This is a genomic window from Rhizobium sp. T1470 (assembly GCF_042140505.1).
Classification (GTDB): Bacteria; Pseudomonadota; Alphaproteobacteria; order Rhizobiales; family Rhizobiaceae; genus Rhizobium; species Rhizobium favelukesii.
Map to the genome: position 1 here is coordinate 2,549,896 of NZ_CP148091.1, position 24,854 is coordinate 2,574,749.

The 24,854-nt window shown below is 60.5% G+C and carries 27 protein-coding genes; 17 read left to right on the plus strand and 10 right to left on the minus strand.

Features of this window, described 5'->3' with window-relative positions:
* Positions 1 to 33 precede the first annotated feature (33 nt).
* A complete protein-coding gene (locus WGT02_RS12880) occupies positions 34 to 2,253 on the minus strand; it encodes an OmpA family protein (protein WP_208250281.1) in 2,220 nt (739 codons plus the stop codon).
* A gap of 324 nt (positions 2,254 to 2,577) precedes the next feature.
* Here WGT02_RS12880 and WGT02_RS12885 point away from each other — a divergent pair, with 324 nt between their 5' ends.
* The 4 genes from WGT02_RS12885 (at position 2,578) to WGT02_RS12900 (ending at position 5,523) form a co-directional block, all read left to right on the plus strand.
* Positions 2,578 to 3,354, plus strand: a complete 777-nt coding sequence (locus WGT02_RS12885; protein WP_208250279.1) for an ABC transporter substrate-binding protein — start codon at positions 2,578 to 2,580, stop codon at positions 3,352 to 3,354.
* Between the two features lie 113 nt (positions 3,355 to 3,467).
* Positions 3,468 to 4,271, plus strand: coding sequence for an ABC transporter permease (locus WGT02_RS12890; RefSeq protein ID WP_024312822.1), 804 nt, complete (start codon positions 3,468 to 3,470; stop codon positions 4,269 to 4,271).
* The gene (locus tag WGT02_RS12895; RefSeq protein ID WP_024312823.1) at positions 4,268 to 5,098 is read left to right on the plus strand and encodes an ABC transporter permease; all 831 of its coding nucleotides are present in this window, start codon (positions 4,268 to 4,270) and stop codon (positions 5,096 to 5,098) included. The genes WGT02_RS12890 and WGT02_RS12895 overlap by 4 nt, the downstream gene beginning before the upstream one ends.
* Before the next feature lie 158 nt (positions 5,099 to 5,256).
* A complete protein-coding gene (locus tag WGT02_RS12900; protein WP_208250277.1) occupies positions 5,257 to 5,523 on the plus strand; it encodes an usg protein in 267 nt (88 codons plus the stop codon).
* Positions 5,524 to 5,538: 15 nt separating this feature from the next.
* Here the strand turns inward: WGT02_RS12900 and WGT02_RS12905 are convergent, their stop codons facing one another.
* The gene (locus tag WGT02_RS12905; RefSeq protein ID WP_024312825.1) at positions 5,539 to 6,261 is read right to left on the minus strand and encodes a DUF2270 domain-containing protein; all 723 of its coding nucleotides are present in this window, start codon (positions 6,259 to 6,261) and stop codon (positions 5,539 to 5,541) included.
* Positions 6,262 to 6,386: 125 nt separating this feature from the next.
* On the opposite strand from WGT02_RS12905, the gene WGT02_RS12910 reads away from it, so the two are divergent.
* The 5 genes from WGT02_RS12910 (at position 6,387) to WGT02_RS12930 (ending at position 9,249) form a co-directional block, all read left to right on the plus strand.
* Positions 6,387 to 7,202 (plus strand): class I SAM-dependent methyltransferase, encoded by an 816-nt coding sequence (locus WGT02_RS12910; protein WP_208250275.1) that lies wholly within the window; start codon positions 6,387 to 6,389, stop codon positions 7,200 to 7,202.
* A gap of 303 nt (positions 7,203 to 7,505) precedes the next feature.
* The gene (locus WGT02_RS12915) at positions 7,506 to 8,189 is read left to right on the plus strand and encodes a glutathione S-transferase family protein (RefSeq protein WP_024312827.1); all 684 of its coding nucleotides are present in this window, start codon (positions 7,506 to 7,508) and stop codon (positions 8,187 to 8,189) included.
* Entirely contained in the window at positions 8,186 to 8,518 is a 333-nt protein-coding gene (locus tag WGT02_RS12920) for a helix-turn-helix transcriptional regulator (RefSeq protein ID WP_024312828.1), read from the plus strand. The genes WGT02_RS12915 and WGT02_RS12920 overlap by 4 nt, the downstream gene beginning before the upstream one ends.
* Before the next feature lie 8 nt (positions 8,519 to 8,526).
* Entirely contained in the window at positions 8,527 to 9,003 is a 477-nt protein-coding gene (locus tag WGT02_RS12925) for an SRPBCC family protein (RefSeq protein ID WP_024312829.1), read from the plus strand.
* A gap of 63 nt (positions 9,004 to 9,066) precedes the next feature.
* Positions 9,067 to 9,249 (plus strand): hypothetical protein, encoded by a 183-nt coding sequence (locus WGT02_RS12930; RefSeq protein WP_024312830.1) that lies wholly within the window; start codon positions 9,067 to 9,069, stop codon positions 9,247 to 9,249.
* A 46-nt stretch (positions 9,250 to 9,295) separates the two neighbouring features.
* Here WGT02_RS12930 and WGT02_RS12935 read toward each other — a convergent pair whose 3' ends face one another.
* Positions 9,296 to 10,111 (minus strand): class I SAM-dependent methyltransferase, encoded by an 816-nt coding sequence (locus WGT02_RS12935; RefSeq protein WP_024312831.1) that lies wholly within the window; start codon positions 10,109 to 10,111, stop codon positions 9,296 to 9,298.
* A 111-nt stretch (positions 10,112 to 10,222) separates the two neighbouring features.
* Between WGT02_RS12935 and WGT02_RS12940 the strand changes: the two genes are divergently transcribed.
* From WGT02_RS12940 to WGT02_RS12955, 4 genes are all read left to right on the plus strand, one after another.
* The gene (locus tag WGT02_RS12940; protein WP_208250273.1) at positions 10,223 to 11,356 is read left to right on the plus strand and encodes an ABC transporter substrate-binding protein; all 1,134 of its coding nucleotides are present in this window, start codon (positions 10,223 to 10,225) and stop codon (positions 11,354 to 11,356) included.
* A 96-nt stretch (positions 11,357 to 11,452) separates the two neighbouring features.
* A complete protein-coding gene (locus WGT02_RS12945; RefSeq protein ID WP_208250271.1) occupies positions 11,453 to 12,589 on the plus strand; it encodes an ABC transporter substrate-binding protein in 1,137 nt (378 codons plus the stop codon).
* Positions 12,589 to 13,656: an iron ABC transporter permease gene (locus WGT02_RS12950; protein ID WP_024312834.1), complete on the plus strand. Its 1,068-nt coding sequence runs from the start codon at positions 12,589 to 12,591 to the stop codon at positions 13,654 to 13,656. The genes WGT02_RS12945 and WGT02_RS12950 overlap by 1 nt, the downstream gene beginning before the upstream one ends.
* Positions 13,650 to 14,402 carry an ABC transporter ATP-binding protein gene (locus tag WGT02_RS12955; RefSeq protein ID WP_208250269.1) on the plus strand — a complete coding sequence of 251 codons (753 nt, stop codon included), beginning with the start codon at positions 13,650 to 13,652 and terminating at the stop codon, positions 14,400 to 14,402. The genes WGT02_RS12950 and WGT02_RS12955 overlap by 7 nt, the downstream gene beginning before the upstream one ends.
* Positions 14,403 to 14,435: 33 nt before the next feature.
* Here the strand turns inward: WGT02_RS12955 and WGT02_RS12960 are convergent, their stop codons facing one another.
* From WGT02_RS12960 to WGT02_RS12975, 4 genes are all read right to left on the minus strand, one after another.
* Positions 14,436 to 15,260 carry an ABC transporter ATP-binding protein gene (locus tag WGT02_RS12960; RefSeq protein ID WP_024312836.1) on the minus strand — a complete coding sequence of 275 codons (825 nt, stop codon included), beginning with the start codon at positions 15,258 to 15,260 and terminating at the stop codon, positions 14,436 to 14,438.
* Between the two features lie 10 nt (positions 15,261 to 15,270).
* On the minus strand, positions 15,271 to 16,107 hold the full coding sequence (locus WGT02_RS12965) for an ABC transporter permease subunit (RefSeq protein WP_024312837.1): 837 nt from the start codon (positions 16,105 to 16,107) through the stop codon (positions 15,271 to 15,273).
* A 102-nt stretch (positions 16,108 to 16,209) separates the two neighbouring features.
* On the minus strand, positions 16,210 to 17,385 hold the full coding sequence (gene ssuD, locus WGT02_RS12970) for an FMNH2-dependent alkanesulfonate monooxygenase (protein ID WP_024312838.1): 1,176 nt from the start codon (positions 17,383 to 17,385) through the stop codon (positions 16,210 to 16,212).
* A gap of 30 nt (positions 17,386 to 17,415) precedes the next feature.
* A complete protein-coding gene (locus tag WGT02_RS12975; protein WP_024312839.1) occupies positions 17,416 to 18,381 on the minus strand; it encodes an aliphatic sulfonate ABC transporter substrate-binding protein in 966 nt (321 codons plus the stop codon).
* A 250-nt stretch (positions 18,382 to 18,631) separates the two neighbouring features.
* Between WGT02_RS12975 and WGT02_RS12980 the strand changes: the two genes are divergently transcribed.
* Both WGT02_RS12980 and WGT02_RS12985 read left to right on the plus strand, forming a co-directional pair.
* Positions 18,632 to 19,501 carry an NAD(P)-dependent oxidoreductase gene (locus WGT02_RS12980; protein ID WP_024312840.1) on the plus strand — a complete coding sequence of 290 codons (870 nt, stop codon included), beginning with the start codon at positions 18,632 to 18,634 and terminating at the stop codon, positions 19,499 to 19,501.
* Positions 19,498 to 20,199: a DNA alkylation repair protein gene (locus WGT02_RS12985; RefSeq protein WP_208250268.1), complete on the plus strand. Its 702-nt coding sequence runs from the start codon at positions 19,498 to 19,500 to the stop codon at positions 20,197 to 20,199. The genes WGT02_RS12980 and WGT02_RS12985 overlap by 4 nt, the downstream gene beginning before the upstream one ends.
* A 68-nt stretch (positions 20,200 to 20,267) precedes the next feature.
* Here WGT02_RS12985 and WGT02_RS12990 read toward each other — a convergent pair whose 3' ends face one another.
* Positions 20,268 to 21,257 carry a substrate-binding domain-containing protein gene (locus WGT02_RS12990; protein WP_024312842.1) on the minus strand — a complete coding sequence of 330 codons (990 nt, stop codon included), beginning with the start codon at positions 21,255 to 21,257 and terminating at the stop codon, positions 20,268 to 20,270.
* 46 nt (positions 21,258 to 21,303) lie between these two features.
* Positions 21,304 to 22,284: an NAD(P)-dependent oxidoreductase gene (locus tag WGT02_RS12995; RefSeq protein WP_024312843.1), complete on the minus strand. Its 981-nt coding sequence runs from the start codon at positions 22,282 to 22,284 to the stop codon at positions 21,304 to 21,306.
* 213 nt (positions 22,285 to 22,497) lie between these two features.
* Between WGT02_RS12995 and WGT02_RS13000 the strand changes: the two genes are divergently transcribed.
* Positions 22,498 to 23,241 (plus strand): ATP-binding cassette domain-containing protein, encoded by a 744-nt coding sequence (locus tag WGT02_RS13000; RefSeq protein WP_208250589.1) that lies wholly within the window; start codon positions 22,498 to 22,500, stop codon positions 23,239 to 23,241.
* A 35-nt stretch (positions 23,242 to 23,276) separates the two neighbouring features.
* On the plus strand, positions 23,277 to 24,275 hold the full coding sequence (locus tag WGT02_RS13005) for an ABC transporter permease (RefSeq protein ID WP_024312845.1): 999 nt from the start codon (positions 23,277 to 23,279) through the stop codon (positions 24,273 to 24,275).
* A gap of 29 nt (positions 24,276 to 24,304) precedes the next feature.
* Here WGT02_RS13005 and WGT02_RS13010 read toward each other — a convergent pair whose 3' ends face one another.
* Positions 24,305 to 24,793: an Lrp/AsnC family transcriptional regulator gene (locus tag WGT02_RS13010; RefSeq protein WP_024312846.1), complete on the minus strand. Its 489-nt coding sequence runs from the start codon at positions 24,791 to 24,793 to the stop codon at positions 24,305 to 24,307.
* Positions 24,794 to 24,854: the final 61 nt, after the last annotated feature.

Genomic DNA, 24,854 nt, shown 5'->3' on the forward strand with positions numbered 1-24,854 from the left:
CCCGGCGGCTCTCGATCAGTTCTGACTGTCGGCTCAGTTGCGTGAGGCGACCGGACGTACGAGTGCCGTCACGCGACGGATGGTGACGCGGCGGTTTTCCTGGTTCGGCCCCTGCGTGTTGACCTTGAGGTAACGCTCGCCGTAGCCCTGCGTCGCCAGGTTTTCAGGCGGGATGCCGTAAACGTCGGTCATGACGTTCGCCACCGATTCCGCGCGCTGGTCCGACAGGACAAGGTTGCTCTGGTCGGAGCCGACAGAATCCGTGTGACCTTCAATCAGGAACGTTTCCGCCGGATCCTTGCGCAGCACCTCGTTGATCGCATCGGCAACCTTGCGCAGGCTGCGCGCCTGGCTCATCGGGATCTCGGCACTGCCCGTCGCAAACGTGATCGTATCGAGGTCGATACGGCGAACCTTGTCGCGGATACGCGCCGAATACTTCACCTCATCCAGCGAATAGACACGCTCCACAGGCTCCACAGGCGGCTCGCGAAGGAAGTCATAGTAGTTGCGGTCGTCATCGCTGCTCGTGTCCATGATGTAGTCATCAAGCGGAATGCGCAGGCGCATCGGCGGCAGATCGCGACCCGGATCCTCGAAGTAGCCGCGGTCCGGATCTTCGTAGAGATCCGGCGAATAGTAGAGGACCGACTCGCGCCCTCGATTGTCTACGCGCGACCGCTGAATGATGTCGCCATAGCGGTTGCGGATCGTCACGATCTGATAGCCGTCACGGTCGATCGTCTCGCGGTAGCGGTCCCGCGGCAGCTGCTCGTAAATCGGACGCTCGCCGTCACGTAGGAAGCGCCGGTCGTCATCACCGCGAACGATCGTCTGGTTATTGATCTGGATGATCACGCGATTGTCGTCGCCGCGCTCGCCGAAGCGTGCGCCTTCCGGCCGCTCGAACTGCGGACGCCTGTCGAGGCGTCGGCCTTCCTCGCTGGTGACGGCTTCGATCCTGATCGGCGCGGCCTTGGCGCCTTCGGTTACGATCTGGGCGTCAGCATCGGATTTCGGAACGCGGAAATTCTGCTCCTGGCCACGCTGCCTGTCGCGATCGCGACGGGACTGGATGCCACCGGAGCGATCGGCGTCCTTGTCGCTATCGAGAACGGCGGCACCGTTTTCAACAGGCAGAACGACGGTTTCCGTGCTCTTGCTCGGATCCGCGGCAATTGCCTTGCGACGCTCGAGTTCCTTGGGCGTGATCGTCTCTGGAGCCGGAATAACCTGTTCGGCCTGACCCGTTGCCGGCTGATCGGTCGGTGCTCCTTTCGGCTGCGCCGGGATCTGCTCGCCCTGCTGCTGGGCAGGCGCCTGCTCACCCTGCTGAGGTACTGGGACCTGTTCGCCCTGCTGTTGGGCCGGCTGCGCACCGCCAGGCTGGGCCTCTGTCGCCGGTTCCTGTGCCGGAACGGGCGGCTTCTCGGGAGCCGGCGGGTCCTGTGGAACGGGGGTCTGTTCCGCTGCCGGCTTCTGCGTTTGCTGCTGCTGCGCTTCAGCGGCGGCCGGCTTCTTACGTGGCTTTACCGGCTGCTCCGAGCCTTCGGTCGCCTGCTGCTTGCTTCCCCCCTTACCCTTGGGCTGCGACTCTGCACCCTGCGGCTGAGCTTGCTCCTGCTGCGGGGCGGCCTGTTCCGTCTGAGGTTGCGGCGCGGCCTCCTCCAGCGATTGTTGCTTGTCGCGCTTACGACGCGGCTTTTCCTGGTTCTCCGCCGGCTGCTGTTGCTGTGCGGGAGCTACCTGCTCCTGCGGCGCGGCAGGCTCTGCCTGCTCGGCGGCGGGCTGCCGTTTCTTGCGCGGCTTTTCGGCGGGAACTTCTTCTTGTAGCTGCTGAGACTGCTGCTCGGCCGCAGGCTCCTGCTGACGGCGGGGCTTCTCTGCCGGTGCTTCCTGTTGCTCGGGCTGCGCCTCCGCTGCTGGCTGACGCTGCTTGTGGGGCTTTTCGGCGGGCGCTTCCTGCTGTTGCTGCGGTTGCTCGGCAGGCGCCGCCTGCTGTGGGGGCTGCTCCTGGGCCGCCGGCGCCTGTTCCTTGCCGCCGCCGTCGTGCTGCTTATGCCGCTTCTTCAGAAGCTCTTCGTCGGAGGGCGCATCCTGCGCAACCTCGAAGCTGCCCGCGACCGCTTGCGGCGCTGCGCGAACCTGATCAACGCTGGCAACTGCGGCAAAGGAATGCACTGGAGGCATTACGAGCGACAGTGACAACAGCGGAAAGGCGGCACTGGCAAACAATCTCGATTTCATACCCATAGGGGCTCCTCGTTGACTTTTATGCTTTTTGAGACGCGGTCGTGGCCACGTCCGATTTTGGGGCACTCACCCGCGGCGACAACCGCGCGAGGACTGCATTTGTTCCACGAGTCTTAGGAACTGGACTATTAACCCGGTATGAATGTGGCAGTGCGGCATTGTTCATCTTCGCCATAGTTGGCTGTCCGCCGCGCCCCTGCGATTCCAGTTGCAATTCCGCTGAAAAAGGTTTGATTATCGCGCCAAGGCAGTGTCCGCACCGCCCCATTCTGCCTCCGTCGCAAAAGAAAAATACGAACGGCGGCACCAACAGAGAGGACTAACATGCGTATCTCCACCCGTATTCTCGCCGCCGCTTCCGTCGCCGCGATGTCTCTTTTCGCAGGCGCCGCGATGGCTGATGGCGAGAAGTATGTCATCGGCACGGACTCGACTTATCCGCCCTTCGAATATGTTGACGCCAGCGGCCAGTTCCTGGGCTTCGACATGGACATTGCCCGCGCGCTCTGCGCCGAGATGAAGGCCGAGTGCACCATCGTCAGCAGCGACTGGGACGGCATCATTCCCGCGCTGCAGGCCAAGAAGTTCGACATGATCATCTCGTCGATGTCGATCACGCCGGAACGCTCGAAGCTCGTCGACTTCACGAACAAGTACTACAACACCCCGCCGGCAATCGCCGTACCGAAGGATTCGACCGTCACCGACGTTGCCGGCCTGAAGGGCAAGACGATCGGTGCACAGACCTCCACCACCCACTCGAACTATGCTGAAAAGCACCTGCCCGATACCGAGCTGAAACTCTATCCGACCGCAGACGAGTACAAGCTCGACATCACGAATGGCCGCGTCAACGCCGTCATCGATGACATCGTCGTTCTGTCGCAGTGGGTCAAGTCGGATGCCGGCGCATGCTGCAAGATCCTGACGCCCCTGCCAGTCGACAAGGAAATCAACGGCGTTGGTGCAGGCATTGCCGTGCGCAAGGGTGACGACGCACTGCGCGAAAAGTTGAACACGGCGATTGCTGCGATCCGCACCAGCGGTGAATACAAGAAGATCCAGGACAAGTACTTCGACTTCGACGTTTACGGCCAATAAGAAAAGCTGTAGGTCGCTCATAAAGCTGATGGCGGAAGGCTTGCTCTTCCGCCATTTTTGTTTGACAAGAATGGAAAGATCAAAGCGGTACAAACCGCGAGGGGAAAACTGGCATGGGCGGATTATTTTCCGCGCTAGGCTCATTCTGGGCCTGGATTGGGTATATCTTCGATCCGCTTTGCGGACCTGCAGGACTCTTCACCTGGTTCGCCTCTTCGACGATCCTGGCCTGTGGCGACACCGGTTGGGGCGATGAGATCGCCGCCGGCCTGAAGGTCACCGTTGCGGTCGCGCTGGTTACCCTGCCAATCGGACTTATCATCGGCTTTCTCGTGGCGCTCGGCCAGCAATCGGAAGAGAAATCGGTTCGTCTGGCCGCCGGCATCTACACCACGATCTTTCGTGGCCTGCCGGAACTGCTGACCCTGTTCATCATCTATTACGGCATGCAGATCCTGATCCAGTCGGTCCTCGCCTCGATAGGCTACGACGGCCGCATCGAAATCAACGCCTTCTTCGCGGGCATGATTGCGCTTTCGGTTGTATTCTCCGCCTATTGCTCGGAAGTGTTGCTGTCGGCTTTCCGGGCCATTCCGAAGGGCCAGTACGAGGCAGGGGACGCGCTGGGCTTTCATCGCGGGCGAACCCTACTCTTGATCGTGCTGCCGCAACTCGTGCGCATCGCCCTTCCCGGCTTGGTGAACCTCTGGATGATCCTTCTCAAGGATACGTCCTACGTCTCGATCATCGGCCTTGCCGATATCCTGAGGCAGACCGGTGTCGCCGTTAAGGTCACCAAGCAGGCGTTCCTGTTTTATACCGTCGCCTGCGCTCTCTATCTCGGCCTTGCCGTCATTTCCTCCTTCGGCCTCAGCTACATCGAGCGGTGGGCCAAGCGGTCGGAGATCAGCCGATGAGCCATGCCCAGACGCTCATTCCGGCGCAGCCGGCGCCGAAGCAAGCGCACAAGCCGATCACCGCCACGCGCATCACCGGCTACGTCGTCGTCGCCATCTGGATCGTCCTTGCCGCCGCCCTTATCGCGATGGTGGTGAGCGGCTGGGATCCCGAGAAGTTCACCCGCTACGGCCCCCGCTATTTGCATGGCCTGTACACGACGATCGCGCTGGTGGCGATCTCGGTGTTCTTCGGAGCGATCCTGTCGTTGCCGCTGGCCTTTGCCCGCATGTCAAAGAACAGGTTCATCAATGGCATCGCCTACTGCTACGTCTATGTGTTCCGTGGCACGCCGCTGCTGGCCCAGCTCTTCCTCATTTACTATGGCCTGGGCAGTTTCCGTCCACAACTGGAAGCTGTCGGCTTATGGTGGTTCTTCCGCGAAGCCTGGTACTGCGGCCTGTTTGCGATGACCATCAATACCGCCGCCTATCAGGCTGAAATCCTGCGTGGCGCCGTCCAGAGCGTTCCGCGCGGCCAGCACGAGGCCGCAGCCTCGCTCGGCATCCACAAGATCATCGCCTTCCGCAAGATCATCCTGCCGCAAGCGCTGATCGTCGCCTTGCGGCCCTACGGCAATGAGATCATCCTGCTGATCAAAGGCTCGGCGGTCGTTGCCATCATCACCGTCCTCGACCTGATGGGTGAAACGCGTTACGCCTTCTCGCGCACCTTCGATTATCAGACCTATCTCTGGGCGGCGATCTTCTATCTCAGCATGGTCGAAGCGCTACGCCATCTCTGGGGCTGGATCGAGCGTCGCCTGACCCGCCACCTGAAACGCTAAGGACTTGGCAGCACTCGCCAAAGAGAGCTGCTAACGAATTGAAATTTCAGAATAAATCCATATTCCTCTAGCAATTCGTCTCGCTTCGGTTAAGCATGTCATGGTTCCATTTCAAGGATCGCTAATGCGCGATCATTGGAACGAGAAGCGAGACGACGATGCACAAGGACATGGAAAGGCAGCTTCGAGGCTACGGCCTCACGACCGCCCAGATCATCTACCGCATGCCGGATCACCAGACGATTCTTCAGACCTACATCTGGCAGGACTACGATCTTGCTCCGGACTTTCCCGAGATGCGCCGCTTCCTCAAATTCTGGCAGGAAAAGCTCGACGGGCCGCTGCATTCGGTACGCTACATACACCGCAAGCTCATCTCGGCGACCGAATGGCGTGCGCTGAAAGGTGAGTTCATCCTCAACTGACCGTGCAGCGGCTGGTCAGACATGAGCCTCCCCTTGGACGAACTCGCCTTCGTCCATCTGGCGACGCAGTGCGCCATATAGAATGCCGAGATAGGCCAGCGCGACGATACAGAGCACGGCCAAACCGGGGATAGGGCCAAGCGCCGCGTTGTCGATGACATAGGTCCAGGAATGCGCCTGCGTTAGCGGATTGCCTTCGGTCTGAAGCTTGGGTGTCGTGATCTTCAGGCACCATGCGAGAAGCAGGATGAGGTACATCCAGCAATAGTTCCGGCGCAGGCGGCGTTGCACCGCCCCGCGATAGCTCAGCAGAAATTGCGGCTTGCGCAAACTTTTGGCGATGGCGCCGGCCCAATCGGCTTTGGGCTCGCCGTCTGGCGCAAGAATTTGAGCAAAATATCCCCGCTCGAGCTTTCGCACGCGGGCACGGTAAATATCGAAGAAACGGTAGCGGCGCGCCTCGATGAGCAGCAGCAGCGTGATCAGCATCATACCGAAAAGCAGCACGCCATGGTGAGAGGTCGGTGTCGAGAGAGATACCGAAAGCAGCGCTGCCGCAACCGTGATGGCCCAGTTGGATGTTCGGTCGATGCGATCGCGCCAGCTTATCATCCGGCCGAGCTCGCCACGATAGTAGTGGCTGAGCGTATTCGTGATCTCCCCGGGGCTCGCCGGAAGCCCCGGGCGCGGACTGTCCAACTCCTTCTCGAAATTTGCCTTGCTGATTTCGGCGACCATGGCATTTCCTCCATTTTGTTTTTATCCATTAGAGGGAGCTTATTCTGCTCCCCGAACGTTGCCATTGCAAAAGGCATTCAGTCGCCGTAGACGCAGCTCTGGAATAAAAACGGTGGTGGATTGCTATGGCCAAGAAGATCGACGAAGACGCACTTGCGGAAGCCTACGACCGGGCGCTTGCTCTCGAGAAGGCAGGTGATGTCGATGCGGCTGTGAAAGCCTATGAGGAAGTGCTCGCCATCGATCCCGAAGATCATGGGGGCGCAGCCGTCAGGATCGCCTCCATGGGACGCGGCGAAACGCCGACCAAGGCGCCGGATGCCTATGTCGAGACCTTGTTCGACCAGCACGCCGAGGTCTTCGAGGATGTTTTGGTGGAACAGCTCGGCTACCACGTACCGATGATGGTCCGCCAGCGCCTGCAGGAGCTCAACCTCGGCCCCTTCAAGCGCATGCTCGATCTCGGCTGCGGCACCGGCCTCACCGCCGGCGCGCTCGGCGATCTCTGTGAGGACATGACGGGCCTCGATATCTCCGAGAACATGGTCGAGATCGCCCACGAAAAAGAGCTCTACGAAACGCTCTTCGTCGCAGAAGTCGAGGAGTTCCTGGATGACAATGACGAGGATCCATTCGACCTCATCACCGCAACAGACGTCCTGCCTTATTTAGGCGCGCTCGAACCGCTGTTCTTCGGTGCCGCCGAAAACCTCAACCCAGGTGGCCTTTTCATCTTCTCGTCGGAAGAGCTCCCCGAAGCCGAGGCCAAGGGCCAACCCTACATGGTCGGACCCCATCAGCGTTTCCTTCATTCCGCCGCCTATATCAGCGATCGGCTCGCAGCGACCGGGTTCGAACTCGTCGAGATGAGAGGGATCAACGTGCGCATGCAGGAAGGTCATCCAAGCCCGGGCCATCTGGTCATCGCGCGCCTTGGCTGATACCAGCAGCGACGGAATATCGCGATACATCGCCGGCGCCACTGAATGCAATCGTTGATTGCGACCCATTGGTAAACGAATGATGATTTAAAGCTAAACTTCTCATCAGCAACCCTGAGGAGAGGTCGCATGGAATCGTCGCACCCGCCCAGCGTTCGAAGCGGCTGGACAACGGGCCAACAATCGCGGCTCCTCCGTCCGCTGATAGTTAGCCATTCGCGCAACTTTTTTATTGAAGATACATCGATGGCCTGATACTTAGCCATTCACGCAAGTTTTCAAACAACGTGAAAGGCTGGCCGTATGTCGCTCTTCCTCCACAGTCATCCGCTTGCATCGTTCTGCCACAAGGTCCTTGTCGCGCTTTACGAGAACGCCACACCCTTTGAGCCGGTACATGTCGACCTCGGAAACGAGGCGTCGAGAGCCGCGTTCCTGAGCGTCTCGCCGCTCGGCAAGATGCCGGTGCTGCGCGATGAAGCGCGCGATCGCACGATCCCCGAGACGACAATCATCATCGAGTATCTCGATCGGTATTATCCGGGTGCGGATGCCCTTATCCCGAACGATTTCGATAAAGCGCTCGAAGTTAGACTGTGGGATCGTTGCTTCGACCTGCACGTGCAGGAGCCGATGCAGCAGATCGTCGCCGAACGACTGCGCGCCGGCGGCGATCCAGCCCGCGTGGTCCAGGCCGAGGCGGCCCTTCGGAAAGCCTACGACCTGATCGAGCAGCAACTTGGCGATCACCCATGGATCGCCGGGGACAGCTTCACCATGGCCGATTGTGCCGCCGCCCCCGCCCTCTTCTACTCAGAGACCCTTGTGCCTTTCGTGAACCAGCCAAGATTGCACGGCTACTATAGCAGGCTTCTGGCGCGCCCGTCGTTTGCGCGCGTTCTGGAAGAGGCGCGACCATACTTCAAGTTCTATCCCTATCGCGAGCGGCTGCCTGCTCGCTTCCGACCGGATGAAGCTGCGGAATGATCCACGAACCTGCCGCGCTCGATCAGATGTTCCAGGCGCTGTCGGACCGCAGCCGGCGCGGGATGATCGATCGTCTCGGTCGTGGGCCTGCCTCCGTGTCGGATCTCGCAGGGCCTCTGTCGATGGCACTTCCGACTGTTATGAAGCACCTTGCGGTTCTGGAAAAGAGCGGACTCGTCCGCTCGGAAAAGAGCGGCCGTGTGCGGACCTATCGCCTGCAGACGGAGGCGCTAGCGCAGATGGAGCGCTGGCTTGCCGAGCGCAAAGCAAGCTGGAACAGAACCTTCGACCGCCTGGAGCAGTTCCTCGCAGACGACCAACCGGAGTGAAGAACGACATGACGAAGCATTCCGCCATGCACGAGACATTCGCGATCGGGCGAAAGATGCGGGCGCCCGTCTCACGCGTCTTTGCTGCCTGGGCCGATCCGGAGGCCAAGCGCCAGTGGTTTGCTTGCCACGACGAATGGGTATCCCTCGAATATAGCCTAGACTTCCGCGTCGGCGGCCAGGAACGGAACCGCGTTGCCGACAGCAACGGCGTTCCGCACGCCTACGAGGCGCGCTACCTCGACATCGTGTCGCAAGCCCGCATCATCTATGCTTACGACATGAAGCTTGGCGAAACACGCATTTCGGCCTCGCTCGCGACAATCACCTTCGAGGCGACACCATCAGGAACAACCATGCTCTTCACGGAGCAAGTCGTCTTCCTCGATGGTTACGGCGACGGTGGCTCGCGTCGGCAGGGAACCGAGATTTTGGTCGATCGCATCCAAGCCTACGTCGAGCGCGACGTCAGCACCGCACACTAAATATTGGACCGCTTTCATGCTAGATTTGCGTCTTAACAATCCCACGGCTGCAAGTGAGGCGGTATGGCTGCAGAGAAGCGATCTTCACACAGTGGAACCGCACTAAAGCGGCGGCACAAATTCAATCCCAAGCGCGGCCCCAGACCACAAGTCCTGGCCAATGCCAACCGCACGGTTGTGTGGGCAGCTTCCTTGGTCGTCGTTGCTTTTTTCGTGATCGTCACGGTCAATGCATTGCTGTTCTAGCCGCCTCGAGGATCGCCGCTCGTTGTTGCAGTTCCTGGTGGCCGCCTCAGCCGCCCGGTTTACGTGCACTGATGGCAAAACGATGCTGGATGCCACGTGACAGCGCCTTCAGATAATTCCAGTGCTTCGCCTGGCTCTTATGGATTTCGCGCAGGTTCGTGTCGATCGTCATGCCTTCGAAGCCCGCGCCGCCGAGCATTCCCGCGACCAGCTCGGCCCGCGCCCCGTTCGAGAAATGAACGCGCGAAACGATGTCGTTGTGATTTTTCATCAGTTCCAGCGGTGCATGCTGCGGATCAGCCTTGAGCAAACCGACCCTCTCCATGGTCTTCGCAAGTGCTTTCAGCATCCGTTCCACACGGCCCGCCTTCACGAAGTCACCATCGACGATCAGAATCGTTCCGCCGGGCTTCAGGACGCGCATCCATTCGGAAAAAGCCGCCTCGGGATCCACGAGTGTCCAGACGAGGTGGCGGGTTATGATGACGTCGTACGTCGCATCGGGTTCCATCGTCGCCTCGACGTCCGCCATCCGAAATGAAATAGACCGTCCCCTCGCCTTTGCCTTGGCGCGCGCCCGCTCGAGCATCGGCTCAGCCCAATCCAACCCCGTGACCCTGAACCCAAGATCGTCCATCAAGTGGGAAACAACGCCGGTGCCGCTTGCGAGGTCGAGGGCCAGCCTGCCGTCGCCGGGCCCCAGATGCTTTAGAATCAGGCGATGCCAGGCAACACGCTCGGGCTCGGAAAAAATCTCGTGCCCGGGAGACAGATCGAAGGTCGCCGCGCGGGCCGACCAGTAAGCCTTGATCTCCTCGCGAAGCCCGTAGTTGTGCCCGCCTGCAATTCCCATTTCACTCATGCTCATGCCAATCGCTATTTCAGTTTGAAATCGTTCTAATAGATATAACTTGACTGTTTAAGTCAGAAAATAATAGACGACGAAAAGTTTTCCACGGGGGTATACTTTTCGATGCGACTTACAGGCAAAACAGCAGCGCTTGCAATGGGTCTTCTCGTCTCCATGGTCCTGCCGGCCCTGGCCGACAAGGTCACGGTCAAGGATGTCACCGGCCGTAGCGTCGAAGTGAACGCTCCCGTCAATCACATGATTCTCGGCGAAGGACGGCAGATCTACTTCCTGGCCGCCCTCGACAAGGAAGCACCTTTTGAGCACGTCGTCGGCTGGCGCGACGACCTGCCCAAGGCCGATCCTGAATCCTACCAGGCCTATCTTACGAAGTATCCCGACATCGCCAAGCTTCCGACCTTCGGCGGCATGAAGGACGGTACCTTCGATATCGAGCAGGCCGTGGCCCTCAAGCCCGATGTCATCCTGATGAACGTCGACGCCAAGACAGCAACCGAAGAAGCCGGCTATATCGAGAAGCTCGCCAAGGTCGGCATCCCGCTGGTCTATGTGGATTTCCGCGAAAAGCCGATGGAAAACACCGAGCCCAGCATGCGCATCATGGGTCAATTGATGGGCAGGGAGGCTGTCGCCGAGGACTTCATCAAGTTCCGCGCCGACAGCATCGAGCGGGTGACCGACGTTCTCGAAAAGAACAACCCGGCCAAGCCGGTCGTCTTCGTGGAGCGCGCCGGCGGCTATTCCGACGATTGCTGCATGTCCTTCGGCGACGAGAACTTCGGCAAGATGGTCGAGATTTCAGGCGGCAAGAACATGGCCAAGGACATCATTCCGGGCACCTTCGGCACCGTCAATCCGGAGCAGATCATCGCCTCCAATCCAGACCAGATCATCATCACCGGCGGCAACTGGGATAAGTATGTGCCAGGCGGCGCCTGGGTCGGCGTCGGCTATGGCTCGGACCTCAAGGAAGCGCACCGCAAGCTCGAGGCCTTGACCAAGCGCCCTGCCTTTACCGGCGTGAAGGCCGTCGAAGACAAGAACGTTCACGCCATCTGGCACCAGTTCTACAACAACCCCTACCAGTTCGTGGCAATCCAGGAGATTGCAAAGTGGCTGCATCCGGATCTCTTCGCGGATCTTGACCCTGAGGCAACCTTCAAGGAGTTGCACGCCCGCTTCCTGCCACTGGAGTACAAGCCGGGTTACTTCGTTTCGTTGAAGGACGACCGGTAAGACGCAGCCGGCATGACCCGAGAGGTCAGCCGGCGCACCGCAGGGCGAGCCGCAAACGTGCGGCTCGGTTCGTTTTTGCTTCAAATAGAGGTCTCCATGCGGTTCACGACACTCCGGCACGTTGCCGCCCTTTCGCTGGCGCTCCTGACCACCCCCGTCCTGTCAGCGGAAATCACCGATGTCGCCGGCCGCACGGTCGAGGCCGACCTGCCCGCCAAGCGCGTCATCGTTGGCGAGGCGCGCCAGATCCATGTGATCGCGGCGCTCAAGGGTGAGCAGGCCTTCGACACCATCGTCGGTTGGCGCAACGACCTCATCAAGAAGGACCCCGACAGTTACAAGGCCTACGCCGAACGTTTCCCACAGATCGAGAAACTACCGCGTTTCGGCTATGTGCCCCAGGGCGATTTCAGCCTCGAAACAGCGATCTCGTTGTCGCCGGATGTCATCACGCTCAATCTCGAATCGGAAAAGTCCGCAAAGGAAAGCGGTTTCGAGGAGAAGGCGGCCGCCGCGGGCATCAAGGTCGTCTATCTCGATTTCCGAATTGATCCGGACAAAAACAGCGAGGTTTCGATCGAGCTTGTCGGCAAGCTCTTCGGCGCGGAAGAGCGGGCCAAGGAGTTTATCGCCTATCGCCGCGCCGAGATTGCGCGCGTGACCGACAGACTTGCGACCGTCGAGGATCTCAAGCGGCCAAGCGTCTTTATCGAACGCGCGCCCGGCATTTCCGGCGAAAACACGTGCTGCCGCACCTTCGGCCCGGTCAATTTCGGCGCCATGGTCGAACAGGCTGGCGGCCACAATGTTGCTGCCGACGGCATCAAGACAACGTTCGGCGATCTCAATCCCGAACAACTCGTCATCTCGGATCCGGAGCATGTCATCGTTACCGGATCAAACTGGGCAGCCGAATCCGACATCAACCAGTTCGTGCCCGTTGGGCGCGGCGCGGATATGACGCTGGCGCGCGAGAAGCTGGCAAATCTCATGACACGCACACCATTTCCTGAGTTGAAGGCCGTGAAGAGCGGCAACGTGCATGCCGTCTGGCATCAGTTCTATGGCGCGCCCTACGAGTTCTTCCCGATTCAGCAATTCGCCAAGTGGTTTCACCCGGAACTCTTCGCCGATCTCGATCCCGAAGCCGACTTCGCGGAATTCCACAGGAAGTTCCTGCCGGTGACGTACAAGCCGGGCTATTTCGTTTCTCTTGAAAAAGGCTCCAACTGATGGCCTCATTCGGTCAGGTTCAGGTTGAAACGACGGGGCGCGAGCAATATCGCGCCCTTGCGTTTCGCCGTATCCTCATCCTTGTCGCGCTCACCGCGGCGCTCTGTTTCAGCATCTCGGCCGATATGGCGCTCGGGCCTGCCAACTATGCGCTTTCGGACGTGTTGTCGGCGCTCTTTGACCCCGCCGCGGCTGCCAACCAGCTTCGGGTCATCATCTGGGATATCCGCATGCCGATTGCCTTGATGGCGGTCACCGTCGGTGCCTCGCTTTCCGTGGCGGGTGCGCAGATGCAGACGATCCTTTCAAACCCGCTGGCGAGCCCCTTCACGCTGGGCATTTCCGCCGCCGCGAGCTTCGGCGCCGCTCTGGCACTTGTCGGCGGCGTTGCGATCTTTCCGGGCGCGATCGAATACATGGTGCCGCTGAATGCATTCCTGATGGCGATGGCGGCTGCGCTCTTCATCCACTTTGCCTCGACCATGCGCGGCGTGAGCGTCGAAACGATCGTGCTCCTCGGCATTGCCCTCGTCTTCACCTTCAATGCCGCACTGTCGCTGCTGGAATACCTCGCCTCCGAACAGGCGCTGGCCGCCGTCGTTTTCTGGACGATGGGCAGCCTGACCAAGGCCACTTGGGCGAAGGTCTATTTCACTGCCGCGGTGCTTGCTGTCACTGTGCCGCTCTTCATGCGACAGGCCTGGGCGCTGACCGCCCTGCGGCTCGGGGACGACAAGGCCGCCAGTCTCGGTATCAACGTCCGCCGGCTGCGTCTGCAAACGATGATGATCGTCAGCCTTCTGGCCGCCATCCCGGTGTCGTTCGTCGGCACGATCGGCTTCGTTGGGCTCGTCGGCCCGCATATCGCCCGCATGGTTGTCGGCGAAGATCAGCGCTTCTTCCTGCCGGGCTCGGTCATCTGTGGCGCACTTCTCCTGTCGGTGACATCGGTCGTCAGCAAGATCCTGATCCCAGGGGCGATCCTGCCGATTGGCGTCATCACGGCGCTCGTTGGCGTACCCTTTTTCTTCATTCTCATCTTCAGCAACAGGAGGCGCGCATGGTAGCGCTGGCCCTCGCAGACGTCGGCGCCGCCTACGGGCGCATGACCGTTCTATCAAACGTGAGCATCGACGATCTGAAAGGCGGCAGCGTCACCGCCATCATCGGCCCCAACGCGGCCGGCAAGTCGACGCTGTTCAAGCGGATTGCTTGCTTGGTGAAGGGTCCCGGACTGGTCGAGCTTTCCGACACCGATCGCGGATCGCGAACGATCTGCGACATGCCGCAGGATACGGGCGCCAATGCCGTACTGACCGTGTTTGAATCGATCCTTCTGTCGGCCAAGCAAGGCAGCGGCTGGCGGGTCGCCGACGACGAGCTTGATGGCATCGATGAGATCCTGAAGGCCCTCCGTATCGAAAACCTCGCCTTCCGCGGCCTTGGCGAACTGTCCGGAGGTCAGCGTCAGCTCGTGTCCCTCGCGCAGGCATTGGTCCGCAAGCCTGAAGTGCTGCTGATGGATGAGCCGACCTCTGCACTCGACCTCCACAGACAGGTCGAAGTGCTAAGCTTTATCGCCGACCTTGCCCGCCGCAACGGAATGATCGTGCTGATCGCGCTCCACGACCTCAATCACGCGCTGCGCTATTGTGAGAACACGATCGTCATTGCCAGTGGCATGATGGCGGCGAGCGGGCCGACGTCGCACGTCATCACAGACGCCATGCTTCGCGACATCTACAAGATCAACGCCCGCATCGAGCGCTGCTCGCAGGGCACACCGATGGTGATCGTCGACGGCGCGATCTGAGATTCGCCTGTCGGACATCACGAACGGTTCAGTTCAGTGAGCGGTGTCCGTCCCCAGGATCACCGCGAGCAGTCGCCCTTCGAGTTCGGCAAGCTCCGGGTTGCCGTGGCGGCGCGGGTGCGGATAGGGGATCGCCAGGTCAAGCGCAACGCGCCCCTCGTCCAGGACGATGACACGATCGGCAAGATGCACCGCCTCGCTGACATCATGCGTGACCAGCACCGCGGTAAAGCCCAGCTCTCGCCATACGCGATTGAGCAGTTCCTGCATGGTGATCCGCGTCAGTGCGTCGAGTGCGCCGAGCGGTTCGTCGAGCGCCAGGACGCCGGGCTTGCTCACAAGTGCCCGCGCCAGCGCGATACGCTGCCGTTGGCCGCCTGAAAGACGAGCCGGCCATTCCTTCACCTTCTCGGCAAGCTGTACCTCACCGAGTACCGCCTCGACCTCAGCGGCGGCGACCCGCTTGTCGATCCCGTCACCGAGCCCGACCGCCACATTTTCGGCGACGCTCAGCCAGGGGAGCAGACGAGGCTCCTGAAACACGATCCGGGCGTTCGCCTCGGAATCCGCGCCATCGGGGTTTTCGAAATGCAGTTCGCCGCTCGTCGGCTCGTCGAGCCCCATCAGGATCCGCAGCAGCGTACTCTTGCCGCAACCGCTCTTGCCGATGACAGCGACGAACTGGCCGGCCGGAATGTGGAGGTTGATACCGCGCAGCACGCGGTTGCTGCCGAAGCTTTTCTCAAGTCCCTTCAGCGTGATTGCCGCAGCACCGGTGCCGGCCGGTGTCGCACGATCTGTCTCGTATTCAATTTCATCCGCAGCCCCTTGAAAACGCTCATGCGCGATGATGGTCATGGCGCCACTCCTACTTTTCGTAAACCGGGTTCCATTTGAGCGCCCGGCGCTCCAGGGCACGGGCAACGACATCGGCAAGCTTGCCGAGAACGGCGTAGATCACCAGGGCCAGCACGACCACGTCGGTCATCATGAATTCGCGGGCGTTGTTCGCCATGTGACCGATGCCTGATGAAGCCGCGATCGATTCAGACACGATCAAGGTCAGCCACATGATGCCGAGCGCATAGCGCAGGCCGACGAAGATCGACGGCAGCGCGCCGGGGAAGATCACTTTCCGGAACAAGGTCCAGCTTCCCATCCCATAGACCCCGCCCATCTCGATCAGATCGCGGTCAACGTTGCGAACGCCGTGATAGGTGTTGAGATAGACCGGAAAAAGCACGCCGAGAGAGGTCAGGAATAACTTCGATTCTTCTCCGATCCCAAACCAGAGGATGACCAGCGGGATCATGGCGAGATGCGGGATCGTGCGTAGCATCTGCAGTGTCGTATCCGTCAGCTGCTCCGAGACTTTCGAGACGCCGTTGGCGATGCCGAGGAGGAAACCGATCGAGCCGCCGACCAGCAATCCCGCAAAGGCGCGGGCGGCGCTGACCAGAATATCATGGGGAAGCTGCCCGGTGACGGTCGTCGACCAGAAGGCCGCGGCGACGTCAACAGGTGATGGCATGATGCGGGAGGAGATCCAGCCGACTGACGAGGCCAGCTGCCAGGCGGCAATGATTGCCACGGGCACGAGGAAGGGAAACACCTTATCGCGCCCCGGAAGCGAGACTCGGAGGCTTCTCTTGCGTTCAGCGCGCTCGGTCAGCGCCCGCCCGATCGGCGTATCGAAAGTCGACATGAAGAATTTCCTCGCTTCTGCGTACTCTATCTAGCTTCCGGACCCGGTGCGTTCCCCAATGAAAAAGCGCCGCCCGACACCGGGGCGGCGCCAATTGGCGGATCAGGAGCCGGAGACCACTTTCAGGTTTCCGCCATGGCTGCCGCCGCCGAAGACCTGATGCTTTCCGAAATCGGTCTGGAAGCCGTGTCGCTGCTCTTGGCGCGTGATCCCGAGTTCGGGGAACAGCAGCTCGGCAACGCGGTAGGCCTCCTCGAGATGCGGATAACCGGATCCGATGACGGTATCGATACCGACATCCTGATATTCGCGCAGGCGCGCGGCCACTGTCTTCGGCGAGCCGACCAGTGCCGTCCCTGCCCCGGCGCGCACTAGGCCGACACCGGCCCACAGGTTCGGCGAGACCTCCAGCTTTTCCCGGCGACCGCCGTGCAATGCCGCCATGCGCTTCTGGCCGACAGAATCGGATTCCTTGACGAAGCGCTCCTGCGCCTCGCGGATCGTCTCATCGTCGAGTTTCGAGATCAGGCGATCGGCCGCTGCCCATGCCTCCTCGTCCGTTTCGCGGACGATGAAATGCAGGCGAATGCCGAAGCTGACCTCGCGCCCCTTTTGCGCGGCAGCGGCGCGCACCTTTTGAACCTTTTCGGCAACCTGGGCCGGTGGCTCGCCCCAGGTCAGGTACTTGTCGACGCGACCGACCGAGAAATCGATGCCGGCGTCCGACGAACCACCGAAATAGAGCGGAGGACGCGGGTTCTGGACGGAGGGGAAGCCAAGGCGCGCATTTGTCGCCTTGATGTACTTGCCGTCGTAGCTCGCGGTACCTTTTTCAAGCAGCTCTTCAAAAACGGTGAAGAATTCATCGGCATGGGCATAGCGCTCGTCATGCGCGAGATGAATGCCGTCGCCTGCAAGTTCTGCCGGACTGCCGCCGACGACGATGTTGAGCAGCAGGCGCCCGTTCGAAATACGATCGAGCGTCGTCGTTAGACGCGCGTAATATGCCGGCGAGGCCGTGCCAGGACGGATTGCCACCAGGAACTGCAGCCTCTCGGTCTTGGCGGCAAGAGCTGCGGCGGTAACGAAGGATTCTTCGCAGGCCACGCCCGTCGGCAGCAATACACCAGAATAGCCCAGGCGATCGGCTGCCTGGGCAATCTGCGTGAGATAGCCGATCTCTGGAGCACGCGTCTGTTCGTTCGAGCCAAGATAGGCGCCATCCCCCGAGGTCGGGATGAACCAGAGAAAATTGATAGGATCGTGTTTGCCGGTCATGGATCTGATGCCTTCTAGTCGGAATTGAAATCAGCTTGCCTTCGCACGCCAGACGATATCGCCGGTCTTCAGCTGCTTCGGGACGATGCCGAGCTTGTAGAACTCATCTGCCAGCGCCTGCTGGTAGGCCGCAGCGGCGTCCGTAATGCCGGATACGCTGCCGAGATCGGCGCCGGCACGCGTCAGCGTCACGCGCGTTACCTCCGGCGGCACGCCGGTGATTTCGGAGAGCTCCGTGACTGTCGCTTCGAGATTGCTCTGTGCGGACCGGCCGACCTGCGCAAGTTCATCAAGCACGTCGACGATGACCTGTCCGTTCGCATCGGTGAACTCGGCATTCGCAAGGAAGAAGCTGTAGGAGTCGACAATGCCCTCGGCCGTGGTCAGAACCCGAGTTTCGGGATCGGCCTGAGCAATGGCCAGATATGGATCCCAGATCGACCATGCATCGATGCTGCCGTTCTTGAAAGCAGCGGCCGCGTCCGGCGGGCTGAGATCCAGACCCTCGATATCTTCCGGCGTCAGGCCAGCCTTGCGCAAAGCCTTGACCGTTACATTGTGGGCGCTCGAACCGCGCTTGAAAGCGACCTTCTTGCCCTTCAGGTCTTCGAGCGTCTGGATCGGCGAATCATTTCGGACAAGGATTGCCGAGCCTGCCGAACTGCCCCGATACAGTCCCACATAGTAGAGGTGTCCACCGGACGCCTGGGCGAAAAGCGGCGGCACGTCGCCCGTTGCACCGAAATCGAGCGCACCTGCGCCGAGCGCCTCCAGCAGCGGCGGACCGGAGGTGAATTCCGACCAGCTGACGGTGATGCCTCTGTCGGCAAGCCGCTTTTCCAGCGCGCCGCGCCGCTTGGCCAAAGCGAGTACCCCGTTCTTCTGCCAGCCGATGCGGAACTCGGACGCTGCCGCACGCGCGCCTTTGATTCCCGGCAACAATGCCGTGGCCGCAGCCGCGCCGAAAAGCCCCAGTGTTTGACGTCGTGAAATCACAGTTGTTCCTCCTTGGAAGTCGGCAGGTCTCACCTCTCCAATGTTTCGATACTCCAATTCTGATAAACTCTATAAACTCAATCGACATTTATATTTATTATCTTTGTGCGCTTGCGGGATTATCCGGACCAGTATTCGCTGCTTTCGGGGAAAATTTTTCCGCTGCGAGGTCACTTGCGGCCCCGGCGACTTTTCGCGCGCGGTACTTTCGGCTAATCCTCGTGCCCTGCAATCGCGAAAGGATAGGCACATGGCAAAAGTCGCATTCATCGGTCTCGGCGTGATGGGGTTTCCCATGGCGGGCCACCTCAAGGTGAAAGGCGGCCATGACGTCACGGTCTATAACCGGACCGCAGGAAAGGCCGCCGCCTGGGCGGAGAGATTCGGCGGCAAGTCGGCCCCCACGCCCGCGGAAGCCGCAAAGGATGCTGATTTCGTCTTTACCTGTGTTGGCAATGACGATGATCTCCGCGCAGTGACAATGGCGGAGAACGGCGCTCTCGAGACGATGAAGCCGGGTGCGATCCTGATCGACAATACGACCGCGAGCGCAGAAGTCGCCCGCGAGCTTTATGGCGCGGCGAAAGACAAGGGCTGTGGCTTTATCGACGCCCCCGTCTCCGGCGGGCAGGCAGGCGCCGAAAACGGCGTTCTGACCGTCATGTGCGGCGGCGATGAAGCCACGTTCGAGAAGGCGAAGCCGGTGATCGATGCTTACGCCCGCATGGTCGGCCTCATGGGACCGGCCGGCGCCGGTCAGCTGACCAAGATGATCAACCAGATCTGCATCGCCGGTCTCGTCCAGGGGCTCGCGGAAGGCATTCATTTCGGCAAGCGCGCCGGCCTCGACATCGAGAAGGTTGTCGAGGTTATCTCCAAGGGTGCCGCCGGCTCTTGGCAGATGGAGAACAGGCACAAGACGATGAACGCGGGCAAGTACGACTTCGGCTTCGCCATCGATTGGATGCGCAAGGATCTCGGTATCGTCCTCAACGAAGCGCGCCGCAACGGCGCGAAGCTGCCAGTCACCGCCCTTGTCGACCAGTTTTACGGCGACGTACAGGCCATGGGCGGCAACAGATGGGATACGTCCTCGCTGTTGGCTCGACTCGAGAAATGATCGGTCCTTCCTCCACCGCCGCGGAGCTGATTGCGCATCTGCAGGCGTTGCGCTCGGAGGAAAATATCGCAGGTATGGCCCGTTTCGGCATCGTCATCGAAACGGCGCTCGGAATCTCCACTCCAGACCTCCAAAAGATCGCCAGAGCAGCGAAGCGAAACCACGCCCGTGCCCTCGAGCTTTGGCAAAGCAACGTCCGCGAGGCGCGTCTACTCGCACTCTATACGGCCGAACCGAAGAAGCTCACACCAGATATCGCGCGAACCTGGGCCGATGATTTCGACTCGTGGGAAATAGTCGATTGCGCGGCCGATCTTTGCGTCGAGGCCCGCATCGAGGCACTAGTCCCCGAATTCGCAGCCGATGATCGGGAGTTTGTCCGGCGAACCGCCTTCGCGATGATGGCAGGCGCTGCCGTTCATTTGAAGCAAGAGCCGGACGAGACGTTGCTGGCATGGCTTCCGCTCATAGCGGCACATGCTGCCGACCCGCGCAATTTCGTGCGCAAGGCGGTGAACTGGGCGCTGAGAAACATCGGCAAACGCAACCTCCGCTGTCATGGTCGCGCGCTGGCACTTGCCGAGAGCCTTGCCGCGTCGGACGACCGGACAGCCCGCTGGATCGGCAAGGATGCAGTCCGGGAACTGACGAGCGAGAAGGTCGTCGCTAGGCTGGAGCGGACATCGGCGGCGCAGTGATCGCCGCATTCGTCCGTCAAAGAGCAGCGGGCGGACGATCTTCGCCCACCCACTGTCCCTCCTGCCAACTATTTCTGGATGCAGGTATCGACCGTATCCTTCGTGCACTCATCGAGGCCGGTGAAAACAGGATCCTCGACCGGCTTGCCGGCGATCAGATCCATCATCACCGATGGTGCCTTGTAGCCCATCTCGAATGGCCGCTGGCCGACAAGTGCCGTCACGAGGCCTTCCTTGGCGATGGCGACTTCATCGCCGATCGTGTCGGCCGCACCGATGACGAACTCGTTCTTGCCAATCTTCTCAGCCATCGGCTTGAACAGGTCGCGATAGGGCTGCGGCGCGCCGAACAGCGGCCAGCCGCCCATGATGCCGAAGGCATCGAGGTCGGTGTTGGCGGCGAGAATATCGGTCATCGCCTGCACGCCGGTGGCGCCGTTGTCGTTCGTGAAGACCGGGCAACCGGCAACTTCCGTCCACCCGCCCTCGCCTTTCAGCTCGGCCAGGCCTTTCTGGCCGGTCAGGGTGTCACGCATCCCCTGAGCGCGGCGCAGGATATTGTCGGCGCCAGGATTGCCTTCGATCGTGCAGATCTTGCCGCCCTTCGGCTTTGCCTTCTTGATGTATTCGCCGATGCGTGCGCCCATCAGATAGTTGTCGGTGCCGAGATACGTCTTGCGCAGTGCTGAGTCTTCTGCCGCAAGGTCGGCGTCGAGCGTCATGACAGGCACTTTAGGGCTTGCCGTTCTCAGCGTCTGTGCGATCAGTTTGGCATTCGACGGTGAAATGGCGATGGCCGCCGTTTCCGCTTTGCCCAACATATCCTGAACGATTTGCGCCTCGCCGGCTTCATCGGAGGTCGATGCAGGACCAGTGTAGAAGCATTCATATTCGGAGTCCGGATTTTCCTTGTTCCATTTCTGACAACCTTGGTTGATCGCCTCGAAGAACGGGTTGTCGAGGCCCTTCACGACGATGACCAACTGTTTCTTGGCCGCCAGGGCCTGTCCGGCCGTCAGCGCCAGCACCGCGGCTGTAAGCAATAATGCCTTCCTCATAGTTACCTCCCATTGAAAATGGCGGACGCCATCGCCCGCCACATGATCAACCCGGATACCAGACGATGCGAGGATCCTCCTCCGAACGCACATACCCCCAGGCCGAGTCGATAAGCATTTCCGGATCGTAGACGGGCCGCCATCCAAGCAGGTACTTCGCCTTGCTGTTGTCCATCCAGTTCGAATGGAATTGGCTCGGTATGTCGACCGAGCCGAGCTCGCGCGTCCGCGCAAGGTGGGCCGCAACCTCACCGTAGTCGACGGGTCGGTCCATGCAAATGTTGAACAGCTGCCCTTTGGCGCGCGGATTGTCGAGCGCGGCAAGGATCGCGGAGACGAGGTCGTCGACGTGAACGAAATTGCGCTTCAAGGGCCTGCCGTCAGCATCACGCAACAGCGGAACCGCGTGCTCCCGTGCATAGCGTTCCGCGTCAGCCCGCGGCACGAGCGCCTTCCAGTCCGGCCCGCCGAAAACGTCGTCGCCGAACGACAATGTGAACTTGAAGTCGTCCTTCTCCATGATCCAGGGCGCACGCAGACAGCAGCCATTGATGCCGTACTGGATTTGGAACTGCACCAGCATCACCTCTTCCAGCACCTTCGACAGCGCATAGCAGCCGGGATAGGCCTGATGCGGCGTCGCTTCAGTGATTGGCGCTTCATGGCGATAGAAGAAGTGGCCGATCCCCGCATCGCCGCCGATGAGAATGAATTGGCGCGCAGTGGCGCTCGTTCTGAAGCCCTCGAGAAGCCAGAAAAGTCCCTTGACGGTGACGTCCATGACCTCGTCTGGCGTCTCCTTGCACGTCGCGAGATGCACGACATGCGTGACATCAGCGAGCGCATTCCTCACCGCCTCGCGATCGCTGATCGAGCCGCGCACCGCCTCGACACGCTCGGTTTCTGGGCACAAGCGATTATGACAAAGCGCGCGAATGCGCGCCTTTGAAAATCGCGGATCGTCGAGCAGCCCAACGATGAAGTGCTGCCCGACCTTGCCCGTTGCACCGGTGACAAGGATCAGCATGCTCTCCTCCAACAACAGCTAATATACAGACACTTCCGCGCGTCAACGAAATTGTACTACAAAACGAATAATTGTAGCGGGGACCGCAAATTAGCGACATCCGATTGACGGTTTCGCGTGGTTCTGGATAAATGTCGAGAGCGCTCGCGGGGACGAAACTGGCGGGCGAAATCGCGGCTCGAAACAGGGTCGCGGCTTTGGGAGGCTAGACGGCTGGTGGCAGTTCTCGAGCTCGCCAACATCTCAAAACATTTCGGCGCCATACAGGCGGTCAACGACGTTTCGTTTTCGCTCGAGGCGGGAGAGGTCGTGGGCTTGATGGGCGACAACGGCGCCGGCAAGTCGACGCTCGTGAAAATGATTGCCGGCAATTTCCGCCCAAGCCACGGAACGATGCAGCTTGATGGTCAAGACCTCATTCTGCACAAGCCGGTCGAAGCCCGGCAGCGGGGCATCGAGATCGTCCACCAGGACCTGGCGCTTTGCAACAATCTGACGGCTGCCGCCAACGTGTTCCTAGGCCAAGAAATCCGCCGCGGTTTCGGGCCCCTGCGCATTCTCGACTACAAGACGATGTACAGGCGCGCCGGCGAAATCTTCAGGGAACTGAAATCGGAGACGCGCCCGCGAGACCTGGTCAAGCAGATGTCGGGCGGTCAGCGCCAGGCGGTCGCGATCGCCCGCACCATGCTGGCGGAGGCAAAGCTCGTGCTCATGGACGAGCCCACCGCCGCCATCTCCGTGCGCCAGGTTGCCGAGGTTCTTGCCCTCATCCGCCAACTGCGCGATCGTGGCATCGCCGTCATTCTGATCAGCCACCGCATGCCTGATGTCTTCTCGGTTGCTGACCGTGTGATTGTCATGCGGCGCGGGCGCAAGGTTGCCGACAAGCAGATCGCGGCGAGTTCGCCGGAGGAAGTCACAGGGCTCATAACGGGCGCAATCGAACAAGTGTGATCCGTACCCGGTCCTAACGTAAGTGAAGGTCGACCATGGCAATAACCCTCGATCAGACGATAGCGCAGAAGCAACGCAGCTGGTTCGCATCGGTATTCGCGAGCCAGACCTTCTGGGTCCTCGTTGCCGTCGTTCTCGCCTGTATCTTCCTGTCCTTCGCGACCAGCTCCTTCGCCACGCCCGCCAACCTTTACAACATCACCCGCAACGTCACCTTCATCGCGATCATCGCGCTCGGCATGACGCTGGTCATCATCACGGGCGGCATCGACCTCTCGGTCGGTTCGGTCCTTTGCCTCTGTAGTATGGTGCTCGCGGTTACCATGCATGCCGGCTACGGCATCGGAACGGGCATTGCAGCCTCGATTGGCACAGCGCTGGTGGTCGGCGCGTTCAATGGCATCCTGATCGCCTATCTCGATTTCCCGCCCTTCGTCGTCACGCTCGGCATGTTGTCGATTGCCCGCAGCCTCGCGATGGTGGCCTCGAACAACACCGTCGTCTTCCAGTTTGGCCCGGATCACGACAAGCTGCTGGCGCTCGGCGGCGGCGCATGGCTCTTCGGCATCGCCAACCCAGTGCTATACATGGCGGTTCTGGCACTTCTGACCGGCTTTGTGCTGCGCTGGACGCGATTTGGTCGCTACGTCTTCGCCATCGGTGGAAACGAGCACGCCGCGACGCTGACTGGCGTGCCCGTCAGGAAGATCAAGGTCGCGATCTATATGATCTCGGCGTTGTCGGCCGGTGTTGCCGGCATCATCCAGACCGGCTGGCTTGGCGCCGTAACCACGAACATCGGCGCGGGCATGGAACTGCAGGTGATTGCCGCAGCCGTCATCGGCGGCGCCAATCTCGCCGGCGGCGTCGGCACCGCCTTCGGTGCCATCGTCGGCGCTGCCTTGATCGAAGTCATCCGAAACAGCCTTGGCTTGCTTGGTATCAATGCCTTCTGGCAGGGCACCTTCATCGGCGGCGCGATCGTTCTCGCGGTTCTTTTCGACCGGCTGAGAAACCTGCGGCAAAGCGAGTAGCAGAAGGCGCAGCGACCAGCGGCGTCCCCTCAGTCCTCGTTCGATTTGGCGTTGTCGAGAATCATGTAATCGAGCGGCAGCTGCGTCGAATACTTGATCTGCTCCATGGCGAAGGTGGAAGACACGTCGCGGATCTCGATCTTCGCGATCATCCGCTTGTAGAAGGCGTCATAGGCGGCAATATCTGGCACGACCACGCGCAGCAAATAGTCCACGTCGCCGCTCATGCGATAGAACTCGACCACCTCGGGAAAATCGGCAACGACTTCCGAAAAACGCCGCAGCCACTCGATCGAGTGCGTTGCTGTCCGGATCGACACGAAGACCGTGACCTTGGTGTTGACCTTTTCCGGATCAAGGATGGCGACGCGGCGCTTGATGACGCCATCCTCTTCCATCTTCTGGATGCGCCGCCAGCAGGGTGTCGTGGAAAGCCCGACCTTCTTGGCGAGATCGGCAACGGCCAAAGTCGAATCTTCCTGCAAAAGGCGCAGGATCTTGCGGTCAAGACGGTCCATACAGCAAAGCCCCTTCGAATTATTTTCTCTGTATAGCGCGATTCCGGCAGTTTAAAAGAAT